This is a genomic window from Cellulomonas cellasea (genome assembly GCF_006538745.1).
GTDB classification, from domain to species: Bacteria; Actinomycetota; Actinomycetes; order Actinomycetales; family Cellulomonadaceae; genus Cellulomonas_A; species Cellulomonas_A cellasea.
Window position 1 is genome coordinate 283,748 of sequence record NZ_BJLR01000030.1, and the last position, 17,624, is coordinate 301,371.

Sequence of the window (17,624 nt, forward strand, 5' to 3'; positions counted from 1 at the left end):
GTCAGTGCCCCGTCTCGGCGCGCCACCCGCTGTGCTTGCGCGCGGCGACCCACGCCGCGACCTGGGTGCGCCGCTGGAGGCCCATCTTCGCGAGCAGCGACGTGATGTGGTTCTTGACGGTCTTCTCGGCGACCCCGAGGCGCTCGGCGATCTCCCGGTTCGACATGCCCTCGCCGATGAGGTCGAGCACCTTGAGCTCGCTCGGCGTGAGGTTCTCGGTCGGGTCCTCGTGCCCGGCGCGGCGGCGCGTCACGGTGCGCTCGTCGAGCAGCGTGCGGCCCGACGCGACGGCCTTGATGACCTCGGTGATCTCGGCGCCGCGCACGCTCTTGAGCAGGTACGCGGACGCCCCGGCCTCGAGCGCGGCGGCGAGCGCGTCGTCGTCGTCGAACGACGTCAGGACGACCGCCTTGACGTCGGGCTGCGTCGCGCGGACCTGCGTCATGAGGTCGATCCCGGTGCCGTCGGGCAGCTGGAGGTCGACGAGCAGGATCTGCGGGCGCACGAGCCCGGCGCGCCGCACGCCGTCGGCGACGGAGCCCGCCTCGGCGATCACGGTCATGCCCTCGGCCCGTTCGACGACCTCCGCGATGCCGCGCCGCACCACCTCGTGGTCGTCGACGATCATGACGCTGATCGGGCGGTCGTTCGCGGCGGGCGGTGTCATGGGGGGCACCGTGGCATCGTACCGAGCAGGAGCCGCCGGGCGGCCCACGACCCTCGACGCACACCGAAGGACCCCATGACGAAGGCGCTGATCCCGACCGGGCTCGACCTGGCCCCGACCCTCCCCGACGGCGTCGAGGCCGCCTGGTACGACCCGCGCGAGCCGGTCCCGGAGGAGCACGTGGACGCCGAGGTGCTCGTCGTCTGGGCGAGCCCCGCCCGCGTGCTCGAGGACGCCGCGCGCCGCCTGCACCGGTTGCGCTGGGTCCAGACGTTCGCCGCCGGTCCCGACGCCGTGCTGGGCGCGGGCTTCGCGGACGACGTCGTGGTCACCTCGGGTCGCGGGCTGCACGACGACCCGGTCGCGGAGCACACGCTGGCGCTGCTCCTCGCGGGGATCCGCGCGGTGCCCGACCTCGTGCGCGCGCAGGACGAGCACCGCTGGGCGCGCGAGCTGTCCGGCAACCATCCCGGGCGTCCCGCAGACGCGCTGCGCACGCTCTCGGGCGCGCACGTGCTCGTGTGGGGCTTCGGGTCCATCGCGACGCGGCTCGCCCCGCTCCTGACCGCGCTCGGCGCGCACGTGACCGGCGTCGCGACGACAGCCGGCGAGCGGGCCGGCTACCCCGTGCTCGCGGCGTCCGAGGTGGGCCGGGCGCTCCCGACCACCGACGTGCTGGTCGCGATCCTCCCGGCGACCGAGGCGACCCGGCACGCGATCGACGCGGACGTGCTCGCCCGGCTCCCCCGGCACGCGTGGGTCGTCAACGTCGGTCGCGGCTCGACGCTCGACGAGGCGGCGCTGCTCGACGCGCTGCGCGGCGACCGGCTCGGCGGTGCGGCGCTCGACGTGTTCGAGACCGAGCCGCTGCCCGCCGACTCGCCGCTGTGGGCCGACCGCCGCGTGATCGTCAGCCCGCACGCCGCGGGCGGCCGGCCCGTCGACCCGGGCGGGCTGCTGTCGGAGAACCTCGCGCTGTTCGTCGCCGGGCGTTCGCTGCGCAACACCGTGACGCGCTGAGCCGGAGGGACCCGGGCCTGGCCGAGGGGCGACGCACCGCGGACGGACGGACCGCGGGACGACGCACCGCGGTCGGCCGGGCCACGGGACGACGCACCGCGGTCGGCCGGGCCGGCGGCAGCCGCCGGGACCGCTCAGAACCGCGCGTTGCGGGGCCGCGGCTGGCAGACCGGGCAGGTGAACGACGAGCGGTTCATGAACTCGTCGCGCCGCACGAGCGTCCCGCACCGCGGGCACGGCTTGCCGACCTGCCCGTACACCGCGAGGGACCGGTCGAAGTACCCGGACTGCCCGTTGACGTTGACGTAGAGCGCGTCGAAGCTCGTGCCGCCCTGCGCGAGCGCGGCGCGCATGACCTCCGCGGCGCCGTCGAGCGCACGCTCGACCTCCGGTCGCCGGAGCGTCTCGGTCGGGCGGGCGTAGTGCAGGCGTGCGCGCCACAGGCCCTCGTCGGCGTAGATGTTCCCGATCCCGGACACCAGCGTCTGGTCGAGCAGCGCGCGCTTGAGCCCGGTACGCCTGGCCCGGAGCCGGCGCACGAGGTCGTCCCGGTCGAGCGCGGGGTCGAGGAGGTCGCGCGCGATGTGCACCGCGGGCTCGGGGAGCAGCGGCAGGTCGGACCCCAGGCCGCCCGGGGCCCCGTCGGGGGTCGGTACGAGGTCGGTGACCGACAGGTGCCCGAACGTCCGCTGGTCGACGAAGTCGACCGCGCCGCCGTCGGACAGGTGCACGCGAACGCGCAGGTGCGGGTGGGCGGCACCCTGCTCGAGCTCCGCCGCCGAGCGCACGAGCAGCTGCCCGCTCATGCCGAGGTGCGCGAGCAGCGCCGCGTCGGGCTCCTCGGCGCCGGGTGCGTCGAGCACGACCCAGAGGAACTTGCCGCGCCGGACCGCCGCCTCGAACCGGCGCCCGGCGAGGCGGCCCGCGAGGTCGAGCGGCCCGCCGACGTGGCGGCGGACGCTGTAGTCGCGGTGCACCTCGACCGTCGCGACCGTGCGGCCGAGCACGTGACGGGCCAGGCCGTCACGGACGGTCTCGACCTCGGGCAGCTCGGGCACGGCTCAGGGAGCGGGTGCGGGCGCCGCGACGGGGGTGTCGACCCCGCCGGTCAGGCCCTCGACCGACCCGTCGTCCCCGTCCGCGCCGCGCACCGCGCCGCCGGCCAGAGCCACGTCGTCGAGGTCCGCCTCGGCCGGTGTCGGCGCTGCGGCCTGCGACAGCTCCTCGAGCGCCCGGTACGCGGCGGCCGCGGCGTGCTGCTCGGCGAGCTTCTTCGCCGGCCCGGTGCCGCTGCCGCGGACCTCTCCGCCGACGACCGCGTGCGCGGTGAACGTGCGCGCGTGGTCGGGGCCGTCGCCCTGCACGTCGTACGAGGGCGCACCCAGGCCGAGCGCGGCCGAGAGCTCCTGCAGGCTGGTCTTCCAGTCGAGCCCCGCGCCCAGGTCGGCGGCCGCCTCGAGCGTGGGGCCGACGAGCCGGAGCACGACACCGCGTGCGGTCTCGAGCCCGTGCGCCAGGTAGACCGCACCGAACAGCGCCTCGAGCGTGTCGGAGAGGATCGAGTCCTTGTCGTGGCCCCCGGTCGCGAGCTCGCCCTTGCCGAGCAGCACGTACGCGCCCAGGTCGAGCTCGCGCGCGACCGACGCGAGCGCCCGCTGCGAGACGGTCGCGGCGCGCATCTTGGCGAGCTCGCCCTCGGACTGCGACGGGTGCCCGCGGTAGAGCTCCTCGGTCACGACGAGCCCGAGCACGGTGTCGCCGAGGAACTCGAGGCGCTCGTTCGTCGGGATCCCGCCGGCCTCGTGCGCGAACGACCGGTGCGTCAGGGACAGCACGAGAAGCTCGGGGTCCAGGAGGACCCCGAGCTTCTCGACGAGCTGGGCGGCTGCGAGGCTCATGCGGGCGTCAGTGACGTGTGCACGCGGATCACGGCCGGCGACGTCGGCGTCAGCCGACCTCGTGCTCGCTACGGATCGCCTCGACGTAGCGGCGGTTGTTGTACGTGCCGCACGAGGGGCACGCCGTGTGCGGGCGCGTCTGCGCCTTGCACTGCGGGCAGGTGGCGAGCGCGGTGGCAGTGGTCTTCCACTGCGACCGACGCGCACGGGTGTTGCTGCGCGACATCTTGCGCTTCGGAACAGCCACGGCTAGCTCTCTTTCGTGTCGTCTTGCGTGCTCGTCAGGCCACCGAGCGCGGCCCACCGAGGGTCAAGGATCTCATGCGTGTGGTCCGGGTCGTCCGCCAGGCGCGCTCCGCACTCGGAGCACAGTCCTGGGCAGTCGGGCCCGCACAGCGGTTGGAACGGCAGCACAGGGACCACCGTGTCGCGCAGCGCGGGCTCGAGGTCGACCAGGTCGCCCTCGAGCTCACGCACGTCCTCGTCGTCGTCGCCGTCCTCGAGCGCGACGGCGGCGCGGTCCGGGTAGACGTACAGCTCCTGCAGGGTGACGTCGACGTCCTCGACGACCTCCTCCAGGCAGCGCACGCACTCCCCGACCGCCTGGCCACGGACGGATCCGGAGACCAGGACCCCCTCCATGACCGCCTCGAGCCGAAGATCCAGCTCGAGGTCGCTCCCGGCGGGGATGCCGATCACGTCGGTACCGAGGTCCTCGGGTGCCGGGACGGTCCGCTGCACGGTCCGCATCGATCCCGGACGTCGGCCGAGCTCGTGTGTGTCGAGCACGAACGGCGAGCGGGGATCGAGGTGTGTCGCGCGCTGCACGGTCCAGGTTCCCGTCATGAGGTGTCTCGGTCACGCCTGACCGGCAGGACCAACGGACAACAGTACGGTACGGGCGGCGCTCGCCCAAACCGTCGGCGCGTCAGCCGGCTCAGTCGTCCTCGGTGCCCGAGAGCCGCCCCGCGAGCTTCGCCCGGCCCGCCTGGACCTGGCTCAGCACCCGCCCGAGGTCGATCTCGAAGTCGGCGAGGCGACGGTCGCAGTAGTCGTCCGCGTCGCGGCTGAGCATCTCGGCGGTCTGCTCGGCCTCGCGCACGATCTCGGCGGCCCGCTGGCGTGCCTGCGCGACGACCTCCTCGGCGTCGACGAGCTGCGCGGCACGCTCCCGAGCCCGGGCCAGCAGCGCGTCGGCGTCCGCCTGGGCCTCGACCCGCGCCTGGTCCGCGTCGGCGAGCACCTCGTCGGCGCGCGTGAGCTGCGAGGGCAGCACGTCGCGCGCCTGCTCGACGAGGTCGAGCAGCTCCGCCCGGTTGACGAGGACCGACGACGACATCGGCATCGCGCGCGCACTCGAGACCGCCGACGCGAGCGCGTCGAGGATGCCCGTGAGCCCCTCGGGCTGCGTCCGGTCCTGCTCGTGCGCGTCGGGGTTGTCGTACATGCTCATCCGGTGCTCCCTCCCGGCGCCGGGCGCACGCCCAGCGCCTCCCGTACCGCGTGCGCCACGGCCGGGGGCACGAGGTCCTCGACCGCACCACCGAACCGGGCGACGTCCTTCACGAGCGACGACGCGATGTGCGCGAGCGCCGGGTCGCCGACGACGAACACGGTCTCGACCCCGGACAGGTGCCGGTTCATCAGCGCCATCGGCAGCTCGGCGTCGAAGTCCGCCCCGCCGCGCAGCCCCTTGACCACCGCGACCGCGCCCTGCGCACGCACGAAGTCGGCGAGCAGGCCGACGACCGGCTCGACGCGCACGCCCGGCAGGTCCGCGACCGCCGCGCGGGCGAGCCGCACGCGGTCCTCGACGCCCAGGAGCGCCGACTTCGAGGAGTTGCTCGCGACGCCCACGACGACCTCGTCGAACATCGAGCGCGCACGGCGGACGACGTCGAGGTGGCCCAGGGTGATCGGGTCGAACGACCCGGGACAGACGGCTGTGGTCACGCGGCCAACCTACGCGAGGGCCCTCCCGGACGCGCGGAACCGCTGCTCACCCGGGTGAGCCGGGGCGTGGCTCTCACCTCGCGCAGCCCGGCGCAGCCCGGCGCGCTCCCGGTCACGCTCGGTGGGCCGCCGCGTCCTCCCCGTCGGCGTCGCCGTCGTGGTCACCCTCGGGCCCGCGGTCCGCGCCGCTGTCCGAGCCGGCGTGCGCCGGCTCCGCGAACCACACGCGCGTGTCGCCGTACGCGCGGACGTCGAACCGCTCGACGCCCGGCGGCCAGGTCGGCTCGGTGCTGCGGGCGGCGCGCTCGACGACGAGCACCGCGTCCGGGTCGAGCGCGCCCGCCACGCCGAGGAGGACCTCCGCGAGGTCGTCGTCCGACACCTCGTAGGGCGGGTCGACGAGCACGAGGTCCCACGGCGCGACGGCGGGGCGCCCGACGAAGCGCTCGGCCCGCTCGGCGACGACCGCGACGCGGTCGGTGAGCCCGAGCGCCCGGACGTTGCGCCGGCAGACGTCCGCCGCGACGCGCGCGTGCTCGACGAGCGTCGCGTGCGCGGCTCCCCGGCTGACGGCTTCGATGCCCAGCGCACCCGATCCCGCGTAGAGGTCGAGCACGCGCGCGCCGTCGAGCACGCCCAGGTGCCCGAGCCGGGAGAAGAGCGCCTCACGCACGCGCTCGCTCGTCGGGCGCGTGCCCTTGGGCGGCACGTCGAGGGTGCGGCCGCCGACCGTCCCCGCCACGACGCGCGTCACCGGGCACCCCCGGGGGCCGCCGCCGGGCTCTCGCCCGACAGGCCCAGGCGCTCGGCGAGCGTCGTGGTGGTCGTGGCGACGGCCACGACGACGAGGCTCAGGACCGTCTGGACCACGACCACCTCCGGGTGCACGCGCCCGAGGAAGACGCTGACCAGCACCGGGACGAGGCCCAGCACGAGGACGTCGGGCCCGCGCGCGAGCACCGAGGTGACGCCCGTCGGGATCGCGCCCATCGGGGTCGCGATGAGCGGGGCCGACCAGTCGGGCGCGGGCCGGTACGCCGCGCGGACCGCTGCACCCGCCCACACGGGCACCGCGGCGACGCCGAGCGCGAGCCAGCCGGGCACGTCCTGGTGCCACAGCCCGACGACGCCGAACGCGACGAGCGACCACGCGGCCATCGCGCCCGCGGGCACGACCATGCGCAGCAGCCGCACGTCGCGGGCCCCGAGCGGCAGCAGCCGGTCGAGCACGGGAGCCATCTCGGCGCGACGGGCGCCCTCCGCCGCCGTGGTGGTCGCGACGAAGCCGCCGACGACGAGCGCGATCGCGAAGCCGACGGGACCGGCGAGCTCGGGGGCCGTGCCGACGAGCGCCGGGACCAGCGCGGTCGCGAGCAGCAGGACGAGCCGGCGCGGCGAGCGGAGCACGACGAGCGCGTCCGCGACGACGAGCGCCGAGGACGGTCCGCGCACGAGCCGGAGGCGGGACGCGCGCCGGCGCCGGGGCAGCGACGCGTCGGTGAGCACCCGGCCGAGCTCGCGCGTGTCGAGCGAGACGACCGCGCCGACAGCCTGGCTCGCGACCGCGCCGCCCGCGCGCAGCGAGCGCGACGGGATCCGCTCGAGCCCGCGGTCGACCGCGACGACGAGCGCGCCCGCCACGACGACGAGCCCGACGAGCCCGAGGGGCGAGACCGCGGGCAGCCCGTCGGGACGCCACCCGGCGACGCCGCTCGCCACCGCGAGGACCACCGCCCCGGCGAGCACGAGGTCGCCGGCGACCGAGGTGGCGCGGCGCGAGACGTCGAGGGTCTGCCCGAGCGAGGCACCGAGCACCAGGACGGCCGCTCCGAGCGCCGCGGCGAGCACGGTCGACAGGACCCGTCCGCCCGGCGCCGCGAGCACGCCCGCGTCGAGCACGCCCACCACGACGCCGCTCACGAGCGCGGCGCCGGCGGGCACGCGCGCCACGGCGGGCCGCAGCAGCCCGCGCCGCTCGACCGGGAGCGGCAGCCACCACGTCGCCTCGGGACCGCCCGCGCTCACCGGCCCGAGCCGCCCGGCGAGCGACAGCACGACGCCGGCCAGACCGACGACGACCGCGACGACGAGCGCGGACAGGCTCAGCCCCGGCAGCGACCAGACCGTCGGGGCGCCCGCGCCCGCGTCCGCGTCGGGCAGGGCCTCGCGCAGCGTCCCCGTGACGCCCAGGGCGATCCCGATGCCGATCGCGGCCATGATCGCCGCGTAGTAGACGTCGCCGAGCAGCTCCCCGATCCCGGCGCCCGCGCGCTGGTTCGTGGTCGCGGACGTGAACCGGCGGATCGAGCGACCCCGGGGCAGCTCGCCGACCTCGAACCGGCCGACGTCGGTCGCGCCGCTCACCGGGGTGCCTGCGCGATGACGTCCGCGGCCTCGTCGGCGCTCAGCAGCGGCGACTCGTCGTCGCCCACGAGCACCGCGGCGTCCGCCACGGCACGCAGCAGACCGGGGTCGTGCGTCGCGAGCAGCACCGCGCCGCCGGCGGCACGCTCGTCGCGCAGGCGCTGCGCGAGCGCGTCCTGCATGCGGCGGTCGAGGCGCTGCTCCGGCTCGTCGAGCACGAGCAGGGTGCGCGGGCGGACGAAGCCTGCGGCGAGCAGGAGGCGCCGGCGCTGGCCGGACGAGAGAGCCGCGGGCAGCGACGCGGCGTGCGCCGCGAGCCCGAACTCCTCGAGGATCCCGTCGACGACCTCCTGCGCGCCCCGCACGCCGTGGCCGCGCGCCGTGAGGTAGAGGTGCTCCGCGACGGTCAGCGCAGGGAAGTACGCGTCGTCGTCCAGCACGCTCGACACCCGGGTGCGGTACGCGACCTGGCGCTCGTCGACCTCCGCGCCGAAGACCTCGAGCGTGCCGCCCGCGGGGTCGAGCAGCCCGAGGACGGCGCGCAGGATCGTCGACTTGCCCGAGCCGTTGGGGCCGACGAGCCCGAGCACCGAGCCCGGCTCGAGCGTGAACGTCACGGGCGCGCACACCGGCTCGCCGCCGTAGCCGACGAGCAGGTCCTGGGCACGGATCACGGGCGGGGTCGACACGGCGACAGACTACGCAGTGCGTCCCGGTGGACCCCGACCGCCCGGGACCACGCGGCCGGCGATCCCGGGGCACGCTCGAGCTCGTCGCGCGCCCGACGGCTCACGCCCGGTCGAGGAACTCCTCGCGCTCGCCCGCGAGCTGCCGGTCGATCGCGGCCCGCAGCGCCGGGTGGCTCTCGAGCTCGGGGTCGGCCTCGACGACCTCGCGCGCGTCGGTCCGCGCCAGCTCGATGACCTCGCCGTCCCGCGCGACCCGCAGCAGCCGCAGCGAGCTCGCCGCACCGGACTGCGCCGCGCCGAGCACGTCGCCCTCGCGCCGCAGCTCGAGGTCGACCGCGGCGAGCGCGAAGCCGTCGCCGGTCGACGCGAGCGTCGCGAGCCGGGTCGCCGCCGGGGTGCCCTCGGGCGCGTCGGCGACGAGCAGGCACAGCCCGGGGGCGCTCCCGCGGCCGACGCGCCCGCGCAGCTGGTGCAGCTGGGACAGGCCGAACCGGTCGGCGTCGAGCACGACCATCACGGTCGCCTCGGGCACGTCGACCCCGACCTCGATCACCGTCGTCGAGACGAGCACCGGCACGCGTCCGGACGCGAAGTCCGCGAGCGCCCGCTCCTTGTCGTCGGGCGGCATGCGCCCGTGCAGCTCGGCGACGCCGACGCCCGCGAGCGCCGGGAGCGCGCGCAGCTCCTCGGCGACCTGGAGCACCGCCTGCAGCGGCCGTCGGGCGGGGGCCTCCGCGGGCCCGTCGAGGTCGAGCTCGTCCGCGGCGAGCAGGTCGGCGCCGTCGCCCTCGTCGCGCCGCGCGCCCTTGCCCTCGTCGGGGTCGATGCGCGGGCACACGACGTACGCCCGGCCCCCGCGCTCGACCTCCTCGCGCACGCGGCGCCACGTCCGCTCGACCCACGCGAGGTTCTCCGCGGGGACGACGTGCGTCGTGATCCCGCTGCGCCCGGCGGGGACCTCGGTCAGCACGGACGTCTCGAGGTCGCCGAAGACCGTCATCGCGACCGTGCGCGGGATCGGCGTCGCGGTCATCACGAGCAGGTGCGGGGTCTGCGCGGCCTTGGCCCGGAGCGTGTCGCGCTGCTCGACGCCGAAGCGGTGCTGCTCGTCGACCACGACGAGCCCGAGGTCCGCGAACTGCACGGTCTCCGAGAGCAGCGCGTGCGTGCCGACGACGATGCCGGCCCGGCCGCTCGCGGCGTCGAGCAGGTTCTCGCGCCGCGCCGTCGCGCCCTGCGACCCCGTGAGCAGCGCGACGCGGGTGCTCTGCTCCGCGCCGCCGAGGAACCCGCCCTCCCCGAGCGGGCCCAGCAGCGCCCGCAGCGTCCGCGCGTGCTGCGCGGCGAGCACCTCGGTCGGGGCCAGCAGCGCCGCCTGCCCTCCCGCGTCGACGACCTGGAGCATCGCCCGCAGCGCGACGACGGTCTTGCCCGAGCCGACCTCGCCCTGTAGGAGCCGCTGCATCGGGTGCGCGGCGGCGAGCTCGCGCTCGAGCTCCTCCCCGACCGCGCGCTGACCCGCGGTCAGCGTGAACGGCAGCTGCGCGTCGAACAGGTCGAGCAGGCCGCCGTCGACCCGCGGCCGTGCCGTCGCGACCGCGCCGACCGCGCGGGACCGGCGCCGCGCGAGCTCGGCCTGCAGCACGAATGCCTCCTCGTACCGGAGCCGGTCGCGCCCGCGCTTCCAGTGCTCGTCGGCGTAGGGCTCGTGCACGTCGAGGAGCGCCTGCCGCAGGCCGACGAGCCCGTGCCGGGCCCGCACGTCGTCGGGCAGGGGGTCGGGCAGGTCGTCCTCGGTCAGCGGGTCGAGGACCGTCCGCACGCAGCGCTGGATCCGCCACGTGGGTGCGGCGGCCGACGCCGGGTAGATGGGGATCGGGCGCGACGCCTCGAGGAACGCGCTCGCCTCGTCGTCCGCGTCGACGCCGATGAGCTGGTAGTCGGGGTGCGTGAGCTGGCGCTGCCCGCGGTAGTCCGAGACGACGCCGGTGAACAGCCCGGTGCGGCCGGCGACGAGGCGCGTCTCGTGCAGCCGCAGCGCGCCGCGCCGTTTCGCGAAGAACGTGAGGTGGAGCTGGTGGCTGCCGTCGGTCACGACCGCCTGCAGCATCGCCCCGCCGCGCGAGCGCATCTCACGGATCGTCGCCTGCCGCACCTCCGCCATGACGGTCACGTGCTCGCCCACGACGAGGTGCGCGAGGTCGGTGAACGCCCCCGGCTCGGAGTACCGGCGCGGGTAGTGCCGCAGCAGGTCCCCGCTCGTGCGCAGTCCGAGCTTCGCGAGGGGCGCGGCGCTGCGCTCGCCCAGCACGCGGGCCAGCGGCTCGTCGAGCCGGGGCACGGGACGCACGACGGCGTCGTCCGGCACGCTCATCGCCGACCCCCTCCGCGCGTCGCCGCCGTCGCGTCCGGCACCGGCAGCCCCGAGCGCACCTCGGCCGCCGCGCCGACCCCCGCCCGTGCCCGCACGCTCACTCGACCCCCATCCAGTACGACGGCACCCCGTCCGCAGGTCCGGCCCCGAGCACCGTGAGCTGCGGGTGCCGCTCGGCGACGTGCTCCTCGAGCTCGGCGCGCGCCGCGGCCGTCACGTCGCAGCCGGTCAGCAGCGTGAGCGTCTCGGCGCCCGACGGCCCGGTGTGGCCTGCGAGCAGCGCGTCGACCGCCTCGAGCGCCGACGCCGGCGCCGGGTCCGTCACCTCGGCGGTCCGCAGCCCGCGCAGGCTCCGCAGGCACGACTCCACGCGCGCGGCGGCACCGGCGTCCGGGTCGGAGCCCGCGAGCGCGATGGCGCCGACCGTGACGCGCAGCTCGTCGAGCGCGGGCAGCACGTCCACGGTGAGGCCAGCCGGCGCGAGCGCCTCGGCGCACCGGCGCGCGAGCCCCGCCGTCGCCTCGTCGCCCGGGAGGACGACGACGTGCGAGGTCCCGGTGTCGGTGACCGCCCGCACGAGGTGGCGCTCGGTCACTCCCGCGCCGTCGCAGCGCACGAGCGTCACGGCGCCGAGCGACGCGAGCGGACCGGCGAGGTCGACCGAGCCCGTGCACGCGACGACGCCCAGCCCCGTGGGCAGCCCGGTCGCGGCCCGGTCCACGAGCAGGCGCACGACGACCTGGTCGCGCGCACCCAGCGCGGCCTCGACGACGGCGCGCCCCGGGTCGTCGGTGTGCACGTGGACGTGCCACAGGCCGTCCCCGCCGACGACCGCGACCGAGTCGCCGAGCGCCTGCATCCGCGCGCTCAGCTCGGGGGCGAGGTCGGGCGCCGGAGCGGGGCCGTCCGCCGGGGCCGACGAGCGCACCAGCAGCATGACCTCGTACGCCCCGCCACCCTCGCCCGGGCCGTGCGTGGCCGCCTCGCCGTCCGGGCCGGCGGTGGCGTCGCGCCCGTGCGGGTGGGCACCCGCCGCCGGCAGCCAGTCGAGGTCGGCGATCCCGTCGCCCTCGCCCGCGACGACCCGGCCGAGCGCGTCGAGCAGCACGAGCAGCGCGCACGCCCCCGCGTCGACCACGTGCGCGGCCCGCAGGACGGGGTGCTCGGCGCTGATCCGGCCGAGCGCCTCGTGCCCGTCTGCGAGCGCGGCCGCCAGGACGTCGCCCAGGCCCATCCCCCGGTCCGCGGCCGACGTCGCCGACCGGGCGACGACCTCCGCGAGCGTCAGGACCGTGCCCTCCTGCGGCTCGGCGACCGCCGACCGTGCCGCGTGCGCCGCCGAGGTCAGCGCCCGCGCCAGGTCGACCGGCCCGGCCGTCGCCGGCAGGGTGCGCGCGAGGCCTGCGAGGTACTGGCTCACGATGACGCCCGAGTTGCCGCGCGCCGCCAGCAGCGCCCCGTGGGCGAAGCGCCGCGCGACCACGTCGGCACCGGGCTCGACGCCCGCACCCGTCCGGTCCGGCCCACCGGGGGCCTCGCCGTCCGGCACGTCACCCGAGGGCGCAGCCCCGTCGTCCCCGGACGCGGCGCCCTCGCCCCCGCGTGGCGGAGCGCCCGGACCCGCGGACCCCGGCTCCTCCCGCGTGAGCGCCTCGGTGCCCCCCGCGACCGTGAGGTACACGTTGGTCCCGGTGTCGGAGTCCGCGACGGGGAACACGTTGACCGCGTCGACCCGTGCGCGCGCGGCGGCGAGCGCCGTGGTCGCGGCGGCCGCCCACGCGCGCAGCGCCGTCCCGTCGAGCCGCTCCAACCGCCCGTGCCCCGTTCTCCTCGACCTGCCCCCGCGCACCCGCTCGCGTGCGTGTCCTGCTCGTCTCCGCGCGTCCCGCTCCGACGTCGCGCGCGGGCCACCGGCCGTCGCCGCGCGACGCGTGCCCACACGATGCCCCATCCCGCCGACATTTGGGTCGTGGCTCGGGCATGGGCTAGTCTTTCCAGGTTGCCCGGCAGGTCCGCCGCCGGGCGCAGGTGGTGCAGGTCCGTCCCGCACGGTCCCACGTCGTCCTCACGGACGGTGCGGAGCGCACCATCCGACCCAGACTTCGCCGCGAGAGCGGCGTGCTCGACCGAACCAGGAGAAGACCGTGGCTGCCACCTGCGACGTCTGCGCCAAGCGCCCGAGCTTCGGGCACAGCGTCTCGCACTCCCACGTGCGCACCAAGCGCCGTTGGAACCCGAACATCCAGCGTGTCCGCGCCGTCGTGGCGGGTGCCCCCAAGCGCCTCAACGTCTGCACGTCGTGCCTCAAGGCCGGCAAGGTGCAGCGCGCGGTCTGACCGCAGCTCCCCGGATGCCTGACGGCCGCTCGGCCGTCACCGAAGGCCCACGAGGTCGTCATCTCGTGGGCCTTCGTGCTGCCCGCACGGTGTGGCATCGTGAGCCCATGGTGCAGCAGATCGAGGAAGTCACCGTCCGGGTCGCCGACGCGTCGGACGCCCAGGCCATCGCGCGCGTGCACGTGCGGTCCTGGCAGGAGGCGTACGTCGGGATCCTGCCGGCGGACTACCTCGAGTCGCTCGACCTCGAGGCGCGGGCCCGCCGCTGGGAGCAGGACCTGCGCGAGGGCCCGCAGCAGCACGTGCGCACGTGGCTCGCGCAGGCCGGCTCCGAGGTCGTGGGCTTCCTGACGCTGGGCCCGAGCCGCGACGAGGACGCCGGGCGCCTCGACCTCGAGATCTATGCCGTCTACCTCGACCCGCAGCGCTGGGGCCAGGGCGTCGCACGCGACCTCATGCGCACGGTCGTCGGCGAGGTCGACCGGCGCGCCGCGATCTCGCTGTGGGTCGCAGCCGCGAACGAGCGCGCCCGGCACTTCTACCGCCGCAACGGCTTCCAGGCCGACGGCACGGAGCGCTACGAGACGGTCGGCGGCATCGAGCTCCTCCAGGTGCGCTACCGCCGCCCCGGCGCGCACTGAGGCCTCCGGCGCGGGACACCGGGCTCATCGCGCGAGGCGGTCGCACCCGGCCGCACCGCGCGGCGTGGTCCCACCTGGGCTCACCGCGCGACGCAGTCGCACCCGCGGCTCACGTCGCGAAGTGGTCCCACCCGGTCGTCCGCGCGTCCGGCTCCCGCCCCTCGACGAGCACGCCGGCAGCCCCCGACCCGACCGGGAGCACGCGGCCGACCGCACGGAACGGCGCCGGCAGCACCGTTCCCGGCGGGAACGTCGCGAGCAGCCCGTGGTCCTCGCCGCCTGTGAGCACCCACTCGCGCGGGTCGGCGCCGAGCAGTCCGGCGGCGTCCGCCAGGCGCTCCAGGTCACCCGCGAACGCGGAGCTCGGCTCGTCGAGGTCCAGCACGACGCCGCTCGCCCGGGCGATCCGGCCGGCGTCGCGCAGCAGACCGTCGGACACGTCGAGCATCGCGGTCGCGCCGGCGTCCGCCGCGACCGGGCCCGCGAGGAGCGGCGGGTCGGGTCGCAGGTAGGCCTCGACGAGCCCCGGGTCGGCGTCGCCGCGGCCCGCGAGCAGGAGGGCCAGCCCGGCGGCCGAGCGCCCCTGCACCCCCGCGTGCGCGACGACGTCCCCGGGGCGCGCGCCCGAGCGCAGGACCGGCGCGCGTCCACCCAGGTCGCCGTGCACCGTCACCGCGACCACGACCGCGGGACCGCCCGAGAGGTCTCCCCCGACGACGCCCACGTCGAGCGGCGCGCAGGCCGCCCCCAGCCCGCGCGCGAGCCCGGACACCCACGACGCCGCGAGGTCCCCGGGCGCGACGAGCGCGACGACGAGCGCGGTCGGCACGGCACCCATCGCGGCGACGTCCGCGAGGTTCTGCGCGGCCGCCCGGCGCCCGACGTCCTCACCGCCGGACCAGTCCCGGCGGAAGTGCCGACCTTCGACGAGCACGTCGGTCGAGACGACGACCCGGCCGTCCGGCGCCCGCACGACCGCGGCGTCGTCGCCCGGCGGCACGAGCGTCCGTGAGCCGCGCGGCAGGTGCGGGAAGATCCGGGCGAGCAGCTCGTCCTCGGACAGGTCGGCCACGGTCGGCTCGTCGGGGGCGCTCACGACGGGCCACGCTATCCCGGTCGACGCGGTGCGGGGTGTGCGCGACGGGGGTCCGCGGCGGGGACGCAGGCCGGTCGGCGGCAGGTCGGCGCCCGGTCGGCGGCCCTGGGTCGGCGGGTTAGCGTGAGGGCGTGCACCGCAGACCCCCGCCTCCCACCCCTCGCGCTCCCCGTCACCGGTGCGCGCGGCGTGCGTCCGGGATCGGGGGCGTCGCGGTGCTCGTGGCGGTCGCCGGCTGTGCGCCCACGGTCTCGGTCGCCGAGGCCCCCTACGGCCACGTCCCGGAGTGCGCGCGCGTCGTGCTCGCGCTGCCGCCCGAGCTCGGTGGGCTCCCGCAGCTCGCGACGTCGAGCCAGGCCAGCACCGCGTGGGGCACCGCGACGTCGCCGATCGTGCTGCGCTGCGGTGTCGAGCCCCCCGGGCCGACGACCGACCGGTGCGTGACGGTCGAGACGCCGGGCGGCCCGAGCGTCGACTGGCTCGCGGTGCCGGCCGACGACGAGGTGGACCCGGGCGCGGCCACGGACGCCCCCGAGGGTGCGGAGGCGCCGGACGCACCGTCCGACGGCGTGACCGGCGGCGGCACGGTCGGCGCGACGGACTGGACCTTCACGACGTACGGGCGCGAGCCGGCGATCGAGGTCGTCGTGCCCGCGGAGGTCGTCTCGGAGCGCTCGACGTCGTTCCTCGACCAGCTCGGCCCGGCCGTCGACCTGCTCGCGCCCGAGCGCACCTGCCTGGGGCTCACGAGCTGACCTCGGGCGGACCGACGCGTGCGTCGACCGAGGCGGCGGCGGACCGCCACCGGGACGGGAGGCGGCCGCCGGGTACGGTGTGCGCCGTGCAGACGAGCGTCATCGCCCCGGACGACCCCCGCGCCCCCGACGTGCGCCAGCTGCTCGAGCGGCACCTCGCGCTCATGAACGCGCAGAGCCCGCCCGAGGACGTGCACGCGCTCGACGTCGACGGGCTCGTCGACCCGTCCGTCACGTTCGTGAGCCTGCGCTCGGAGGGTGTCCTGCTCGGCGTCGCGGCGCTCAAGCAGCTCGACGCGACGCACGCCGAGGTCAAGTCGATGCACACAGCCGAGGAGGCGCGCGGTCGCGGCGTCGGGCGTGCGCTGCTCGACCACCTGCTCGGCCTCGCGCGCGAGCGGGGGCTCGAGCGGGTGAGCCTCGAGACGGGGTCGCAGCCCGGCTTCGCCCCGGCCCGGGCGCTGTACGCGCGCGCCGGCTTCGCGGAGTGCGGGCCGTTCGCCGCCTACCTGCCGAGCCCGCACAGCACCTTCATGACGCGCGTCGTCGACCCTCGGCTCGCACCGGCCGAGGACCTCGTCCCGACTCCGCCGGCACCGGTCGCCGAGCGCGCCTGACCGCCCTCAGCGCAGCCCGGTCGGCCGCTCGAGCGCGAGGCGCAGCAGCTCGTCGATGAGGTCGGGGTACGTGAGCCCCGTCGCCTCCCACATGCGCGGGTACATCGAGAACGGCGTGAAGCCCGGCATCGTGTTGATCTCGTTGACGACGACCTCGCCGTCCGGGGTGACGAAGACGTCGACGCGCGCGAGACCCTCGCAGCTCACGGCCTCGAACGTGCGGACCGCGACGTCCTGCACCTGCGCGACGAGGTCGCCCGGCAGGTCGGCGGGGCACGTGAGCTCGACCGCGCTCTCGTCGAGGTACTTGGCCTCGAAGTCGTAGAACCCGTTCTTGGCGTCGCTCACGACGATCTCGCCCGGCAGCGACGCCCGGGCACGCGCGCCGTGGCGCCCGCCGAGCACCGCGCACTCGATCTCGCGCCCGGAGATGCCGGTCTCGACGAGCACCTTGGGGTCGTGGCGCTCGGCCTCCGCGACGGCGGCGGGCAGGTCCGCGAGGTCGTCGACCCGGGAGATCCCGAGGCTCGACCCGGCCCGCGCGGGCTTGACGTAGACCGGCAGCCCGAGGCCCCGCACCTGCTGCGTCCAGCCCTCGGGGTCGCGCCCGAAGTCACCGGGCCGGAGCACCACGAACGGTGCGACGGGCAGCCCCTGGCCCGCGAGCACGAGCTTCATCACGTGCTTGTCCATGCCGACGGCGGACGCGAGCACGCCCGCGCCGACGTAGCGCACGTCCGCGAGCTCGAGCATGCCCTGCAGCGTGCCGTCCTCACCGAACGGGCCGTGCAGCAGGGGGAAGACGACGTCGACCTGCCCGATGTCCCGCGGCAGCAGCCCGGCCTCGAGCACCCGGACCGCGTCCTCGTCGGCGGCCTGCGGCAGCAGCACCCGCCGGGGACCGTCGACGACCTCGGGGAGCCGCCCGTCGACGATCGACCAGAGGTCCGGGTCGTCCTCGACGAGGACCCAGCGCCCCCCGGGCGTGATGCCGACCGGGAGGACGTCGTAGCTGCTGCGGTCGATCGCGCGGAGCACGCCGCCGGCGGTCGCGCAGCTGATCGCGTGCTCCCCGGAGCGGCCGCCGAACAGCAGCAGCACGCGCGGGCGCGGTCCGGTCGCAGGGACGTCGAGCGGGGGCGGGGTCGTCTCCATCGCGCCCGACCCTACCGGCCCCGACCGGCCCCCGGACGCGGTCCGGCGACCGGCCACCG

19 protein-coding genes are annotated in these 17,624 nt (G+C 76.6%); 5 read left to right on the forward strand and 14 right to left on the reverse strand.

Annotated features, from left to right (window positions below; all coding sequences use genetic code 11):
- Position 1 precedes the first annotated feature (1 nt).
- On the reverse strand, positions 2 to 667 hold the full coding sequence (locus tag CCE01nite_RS16520) for a response regulator (protein ID WP_425322231.1): 666 nt from the start codon (positions 665 to 667) through the stop codon (positions 2 to 4).
- Positions 668 to 742: 75 nt separating this feature from the next.
- Between CCE01nite_RS16520 and CCE01nite_RS16525 the strand changes: the two genes are divergently transcribed.
- Positions 743 to 1,687 (forward strand): NAD(P)-dependent oxidoreductase, encoded by a 945-nt coding sequence (locus CCE01nite_RS16525; RefSeq protein WP_034635167.1) that lies wholly within the window; start codon positions 743 to 745, stop codon positions 1,685 to 1,687.
- A 134-nt stretch (positions 1,688 to 1,821) separates the two neighbouring features.
- On the opposite strand, the gene mutM is transcribed toward CCE01nite_RS16525, so the two are convergent.
- The 11 genes from mutM to CCE01nite_RS16580 all read right to left on the reverse strand — a co-directional run bounded on the left by mutM (position 1,822) and on the right by CCE01nite_RS16580 (position 12,775).
- Positions 1,822 to 2,745 carry a bifunctional DNA-formamidopyrimidine glycosylase/DNA-(apurinic or apyrimidinic site) lyase gene (gene mutM, locus CCE01nite_RS16530; RefSeq protein WP_034635170.1) on the reverse strand — a complete coding sequence of 308 codons (924 nt, stop codon included), beginning with the start codon at positions 2,743 to 2,745 and terminating at the stop codon, positions 1,822 to 1,824.
- Between the two features lie 3 nt (positions 2,746 to 2,748).
- The gene (rnc, locus tag CCE01nite_RS16535) at positions 2,749 to 3,585 is read right to left on the reverse strand and encodes a ribonuclease III (RefSeq protein ID WP_084142989.1); all 837 of its coding nucleotides are present in this window, start codon (positions 3,583 to 3,585) and stop codon (positions 2,749 to 2,751) included.
- Positions 3,586 to 3,634: 49 nt separating this feature from the next.
- Positions 3,635 to 3,832: a 50S ribosomal protein L32 gene (gene rpmF / locus CCE01nite_RS16540; protein WP_034635175.1), complete on the reverse strand. Its 198-nt coding sequence runs from the start codon at positions 3,830 to 3,832 to the stop codon at positions 3,635 to 3,637.
- A gap of 2 nt (positions 3,833 to 3,834) precedes the next feature.
- Positions 3,835 to 4,431: a YceD family protein gene (locus CCE01nite_RS16545; protein ID WP_174774707.1), complete on the reverse strand. Its 597-nt coding sequence runs from the start codon at positions 4,429 to 4,431 to the stop codon at positions 3,835 to 3,837.
- A gap of 91 nt (positions 4,432 to 4,522) precedes the next feature.
- On the reverse strand, positions 4,523 to 5,032 hold the full coding sequence (locus CCE01nite_RS21445; RefSeq protein WP_034635177.1) for a hypothetical protein: 510 nt from the start codon (positions 5,030 to 5,032) through the stop codon (positions 4,523 to 4,525).
- Between the two features lie 2 nt (positions 5,033 to 5,034).
- On the reverse strand, positions 5,035 to 5,538 hold the full coding sequence (gene coaD, locus CCE01nite_RS16555; protein ID WP_034635179.1) for a pantetheine-phosphate adenylyltransferase: 504 nt from the start codon (positions 5,536 to 5,538) through the stop codon (positions 5,035 to 5,037).
- Positions 5,539 to 5,650: 112 nt separating this feature from the next.
- A complete protein-coding gene (gene rsmD, locus CCE01nite_RS16560) occupies positions 5,651 to 6,292 on the reverse strand; it encodes a 16S rRNA (guanine(966)-N(2))-methyltransferase RsmD (protein ID WP_052104498.1) in 642 nt (213 codons plus the stop codon).
- A complete protein-coding gene (locus tag CCE01nite_RS16565) occupies positions 6,289 to 7,902 on the reverse strand; it encodes a DUF6297 family protein (protein ID WP_141372708.1) in 1,614 nt (537 codons plus the stop codon). Before CCE01nite_RS16565 ends, rsmD begins: the two co-directional genes overlap by 4 nt.
- The gene (locus CCE01nite_RS16570) at positions 7,899 to 8,591 is read right to left on the reverse strand and encodes an ABC transporter ATP-binding protein (protein WP_034632175.1); all 693 of its coding nucleotides are present in this window, start codon (positions 8,589 to 8,591) and stop codon (positions 7,899 to 7,901) included. The genes CCE01nite_RS16565 and CCE01nite_RS16570 overlap by 4 nt, the downstream gene beginning before the upstream one ends.
- A gap of 100 nt (positions 8,592 to 8,691) precedes the next feature.
- Positions 8,692 to 10,965 (reverse strand): ATP-dependent DNA helicase RecG, encoded by a 2,274-nt coding sequence (locus tag CCE01nite_RS16575; protein ID WP_034632172.1) that lies wholly within the window; start codon positions 10,963 to 10,965, stop codon positions 8,692 to 8,694.
- 97 nt (positions 10,966 to 11,062) lie between these two features.
- On the reverse strand, positions 11,063 to 12,775 hold the full coding sequence (locus CCE01nite_RS16580; RefSeq protein WP_034632169.1) for a DAK2 domain-containing protein: 1,713 nt from the start codon (positions 12,773 to 12,775) through the stop codon (positions 11,063 to 11,065).
- 334 nt (positions 12,776 to 13,109) lie between these two features.
- On the opposite strand from CCE01nite_RS16580, the gene rpmB reads away from it, so the two are divergent.
- Positions 13,110 to 13,301, forward strand: a complete 192-nt coding sequence (gene rpmB, locus CCE01nite_RS16585; protein WP_034632165.1) for a 50S ribosomal protein L28 — start codon at positions 13,110 to 13,112, stop codon at positions 13,299 to 13,301.
- Between the two features lie 107 nt (positions 13,302 to 13,408).
- Positions 13,409 to 13,942, forward strand: coding sequence for a GNAT family N-acetyltransferase (locus CCE01nite_RS16590; protein WP_034632159.1), 534 nt, complete (start codon positions 13,409 to 13,411; stop codon positions 13,940 to 13,942).
- Positions 13,943 to 14,051: 109 nt separating this feature from the next.
- On the opposite strand, the gene CCE01nite_RS16595 is transcribed toward CCE01nite_RS16590, so the two are convergent.
- A complete protein-coding gene (locus tag CCE01nite_RS16595; RefSeq protein ID WP_034632154.1) occupies positions 14,052 to 15,038 on the reverse strand; it encodes a thiamine-phosphate kinase in 987 nt (328 codons plus the stop codon).
- A 131-nt stretch (positions 15,039 to 15,169) separates the two neighbouring features.
- On the opposite strand from CCE01nite_RS16595, the gene CCE01nite_RS16600 reads away from it, so the two are divergent.
- Positions 15,170 to 15,793, forward strand: a complete 624-nt coding sequence (locus tag CCE01nite_RS16600) for a DUF3515 family protein (protein WP_246056621.1) — start codon at positions 15,170 to 15,172, stop codon at positions 15,791 to 15,793.
- An 86-nt stretch (positions 15,794 to 15,879) separates the two neighbouring features.
- Positions 15,880 to 16,410 (forward strand): GNAT family N-acetyltransferase, encoded by a 531-nt coding sequence (locus CCE01nite_RS16605; RefSeq protein WP_246056623.1) that lies wholly within the window; start codon positions 15,880 to 15,882, stop codon positions 16,408 to 16,410.
- A gap of 6 nt (positions 16,411 to 16,416) precedes the next feature.
- Here the strand turns inward: CCE01nite_RS16605 and CCE01nite_RS16610 are convergent, their stop codons facing one another.
- Complete coding sequence (locus CCE01nite_RS16610; protein ID WP_034632149.1) at positions 16,417 to 17,565, reverse strand: D-alanine--D-alanine ligase family protein; 1,149 nt, start codon at positions 17,563 to 17,565, stop codon at positions 16,417 to 16,419.
- Positions 17,566 to 17,624 lie beyond the last annotated feature (59 nt).

Coding starts and splice junctions, on each gene's coding strand:
- CCE01nite_RS21445 (WP_034635177.1), bottom strand. CDS start 5,032: ATGTACGACAACCCCGACGCGCACGAGCAGGACCGGACGCAGCCCGAG.
- CCE01nite_RS16610 (WP_034632149.1), bottom strand. CDS start 17,565: ATGGAGACGACCCCGCCCCCGCTCGACGTCCCTGCGACCGGACCGCGC.
- CCE01nite_RS16545 (WP_174774707.1), bottom strand. CDS start 4,431: ATGACGGGAACCTGGACCGTGCAGCGCGCGACACACCTCGATCCCCGC.
- CCE01nite_RS16590 (WP_034632159.1), top strand. CDS start 13,409: ATGGTGCAGCAGATCGAGGAAGTCACCGTCCGGGTCGCCGACGCGTCG.
- CCE01nite_RS16525 (WP_034635167.1), top strand. CDS start 743: ATGACGAAGGCGCTGATCCCGACCGGGCTCGACCTGGCCCCGACCCTC.
- rnc (WP_084142989.1), bottom strand. CDS start 3,585: ATGAGCCTCGCAGCCGCCCAGCTCGTCGAGAAGCTCGGGGTCCTCCTG.
- CCE01nite_RS16575 (WP_034632172.1), bottom strand. CDS start 10,965: ATGAGCGTGCCGGACGACGCCGTCGTGCGTCCCGTGCCCCGGCTCGAC.
- CCE01nite_RS16520 (WP_425322231.1), bottom strand. CDS start 667: ATGACACCGCCCGCCGCGAACGACCGCCCGATCAGCGTCATGATCGTC.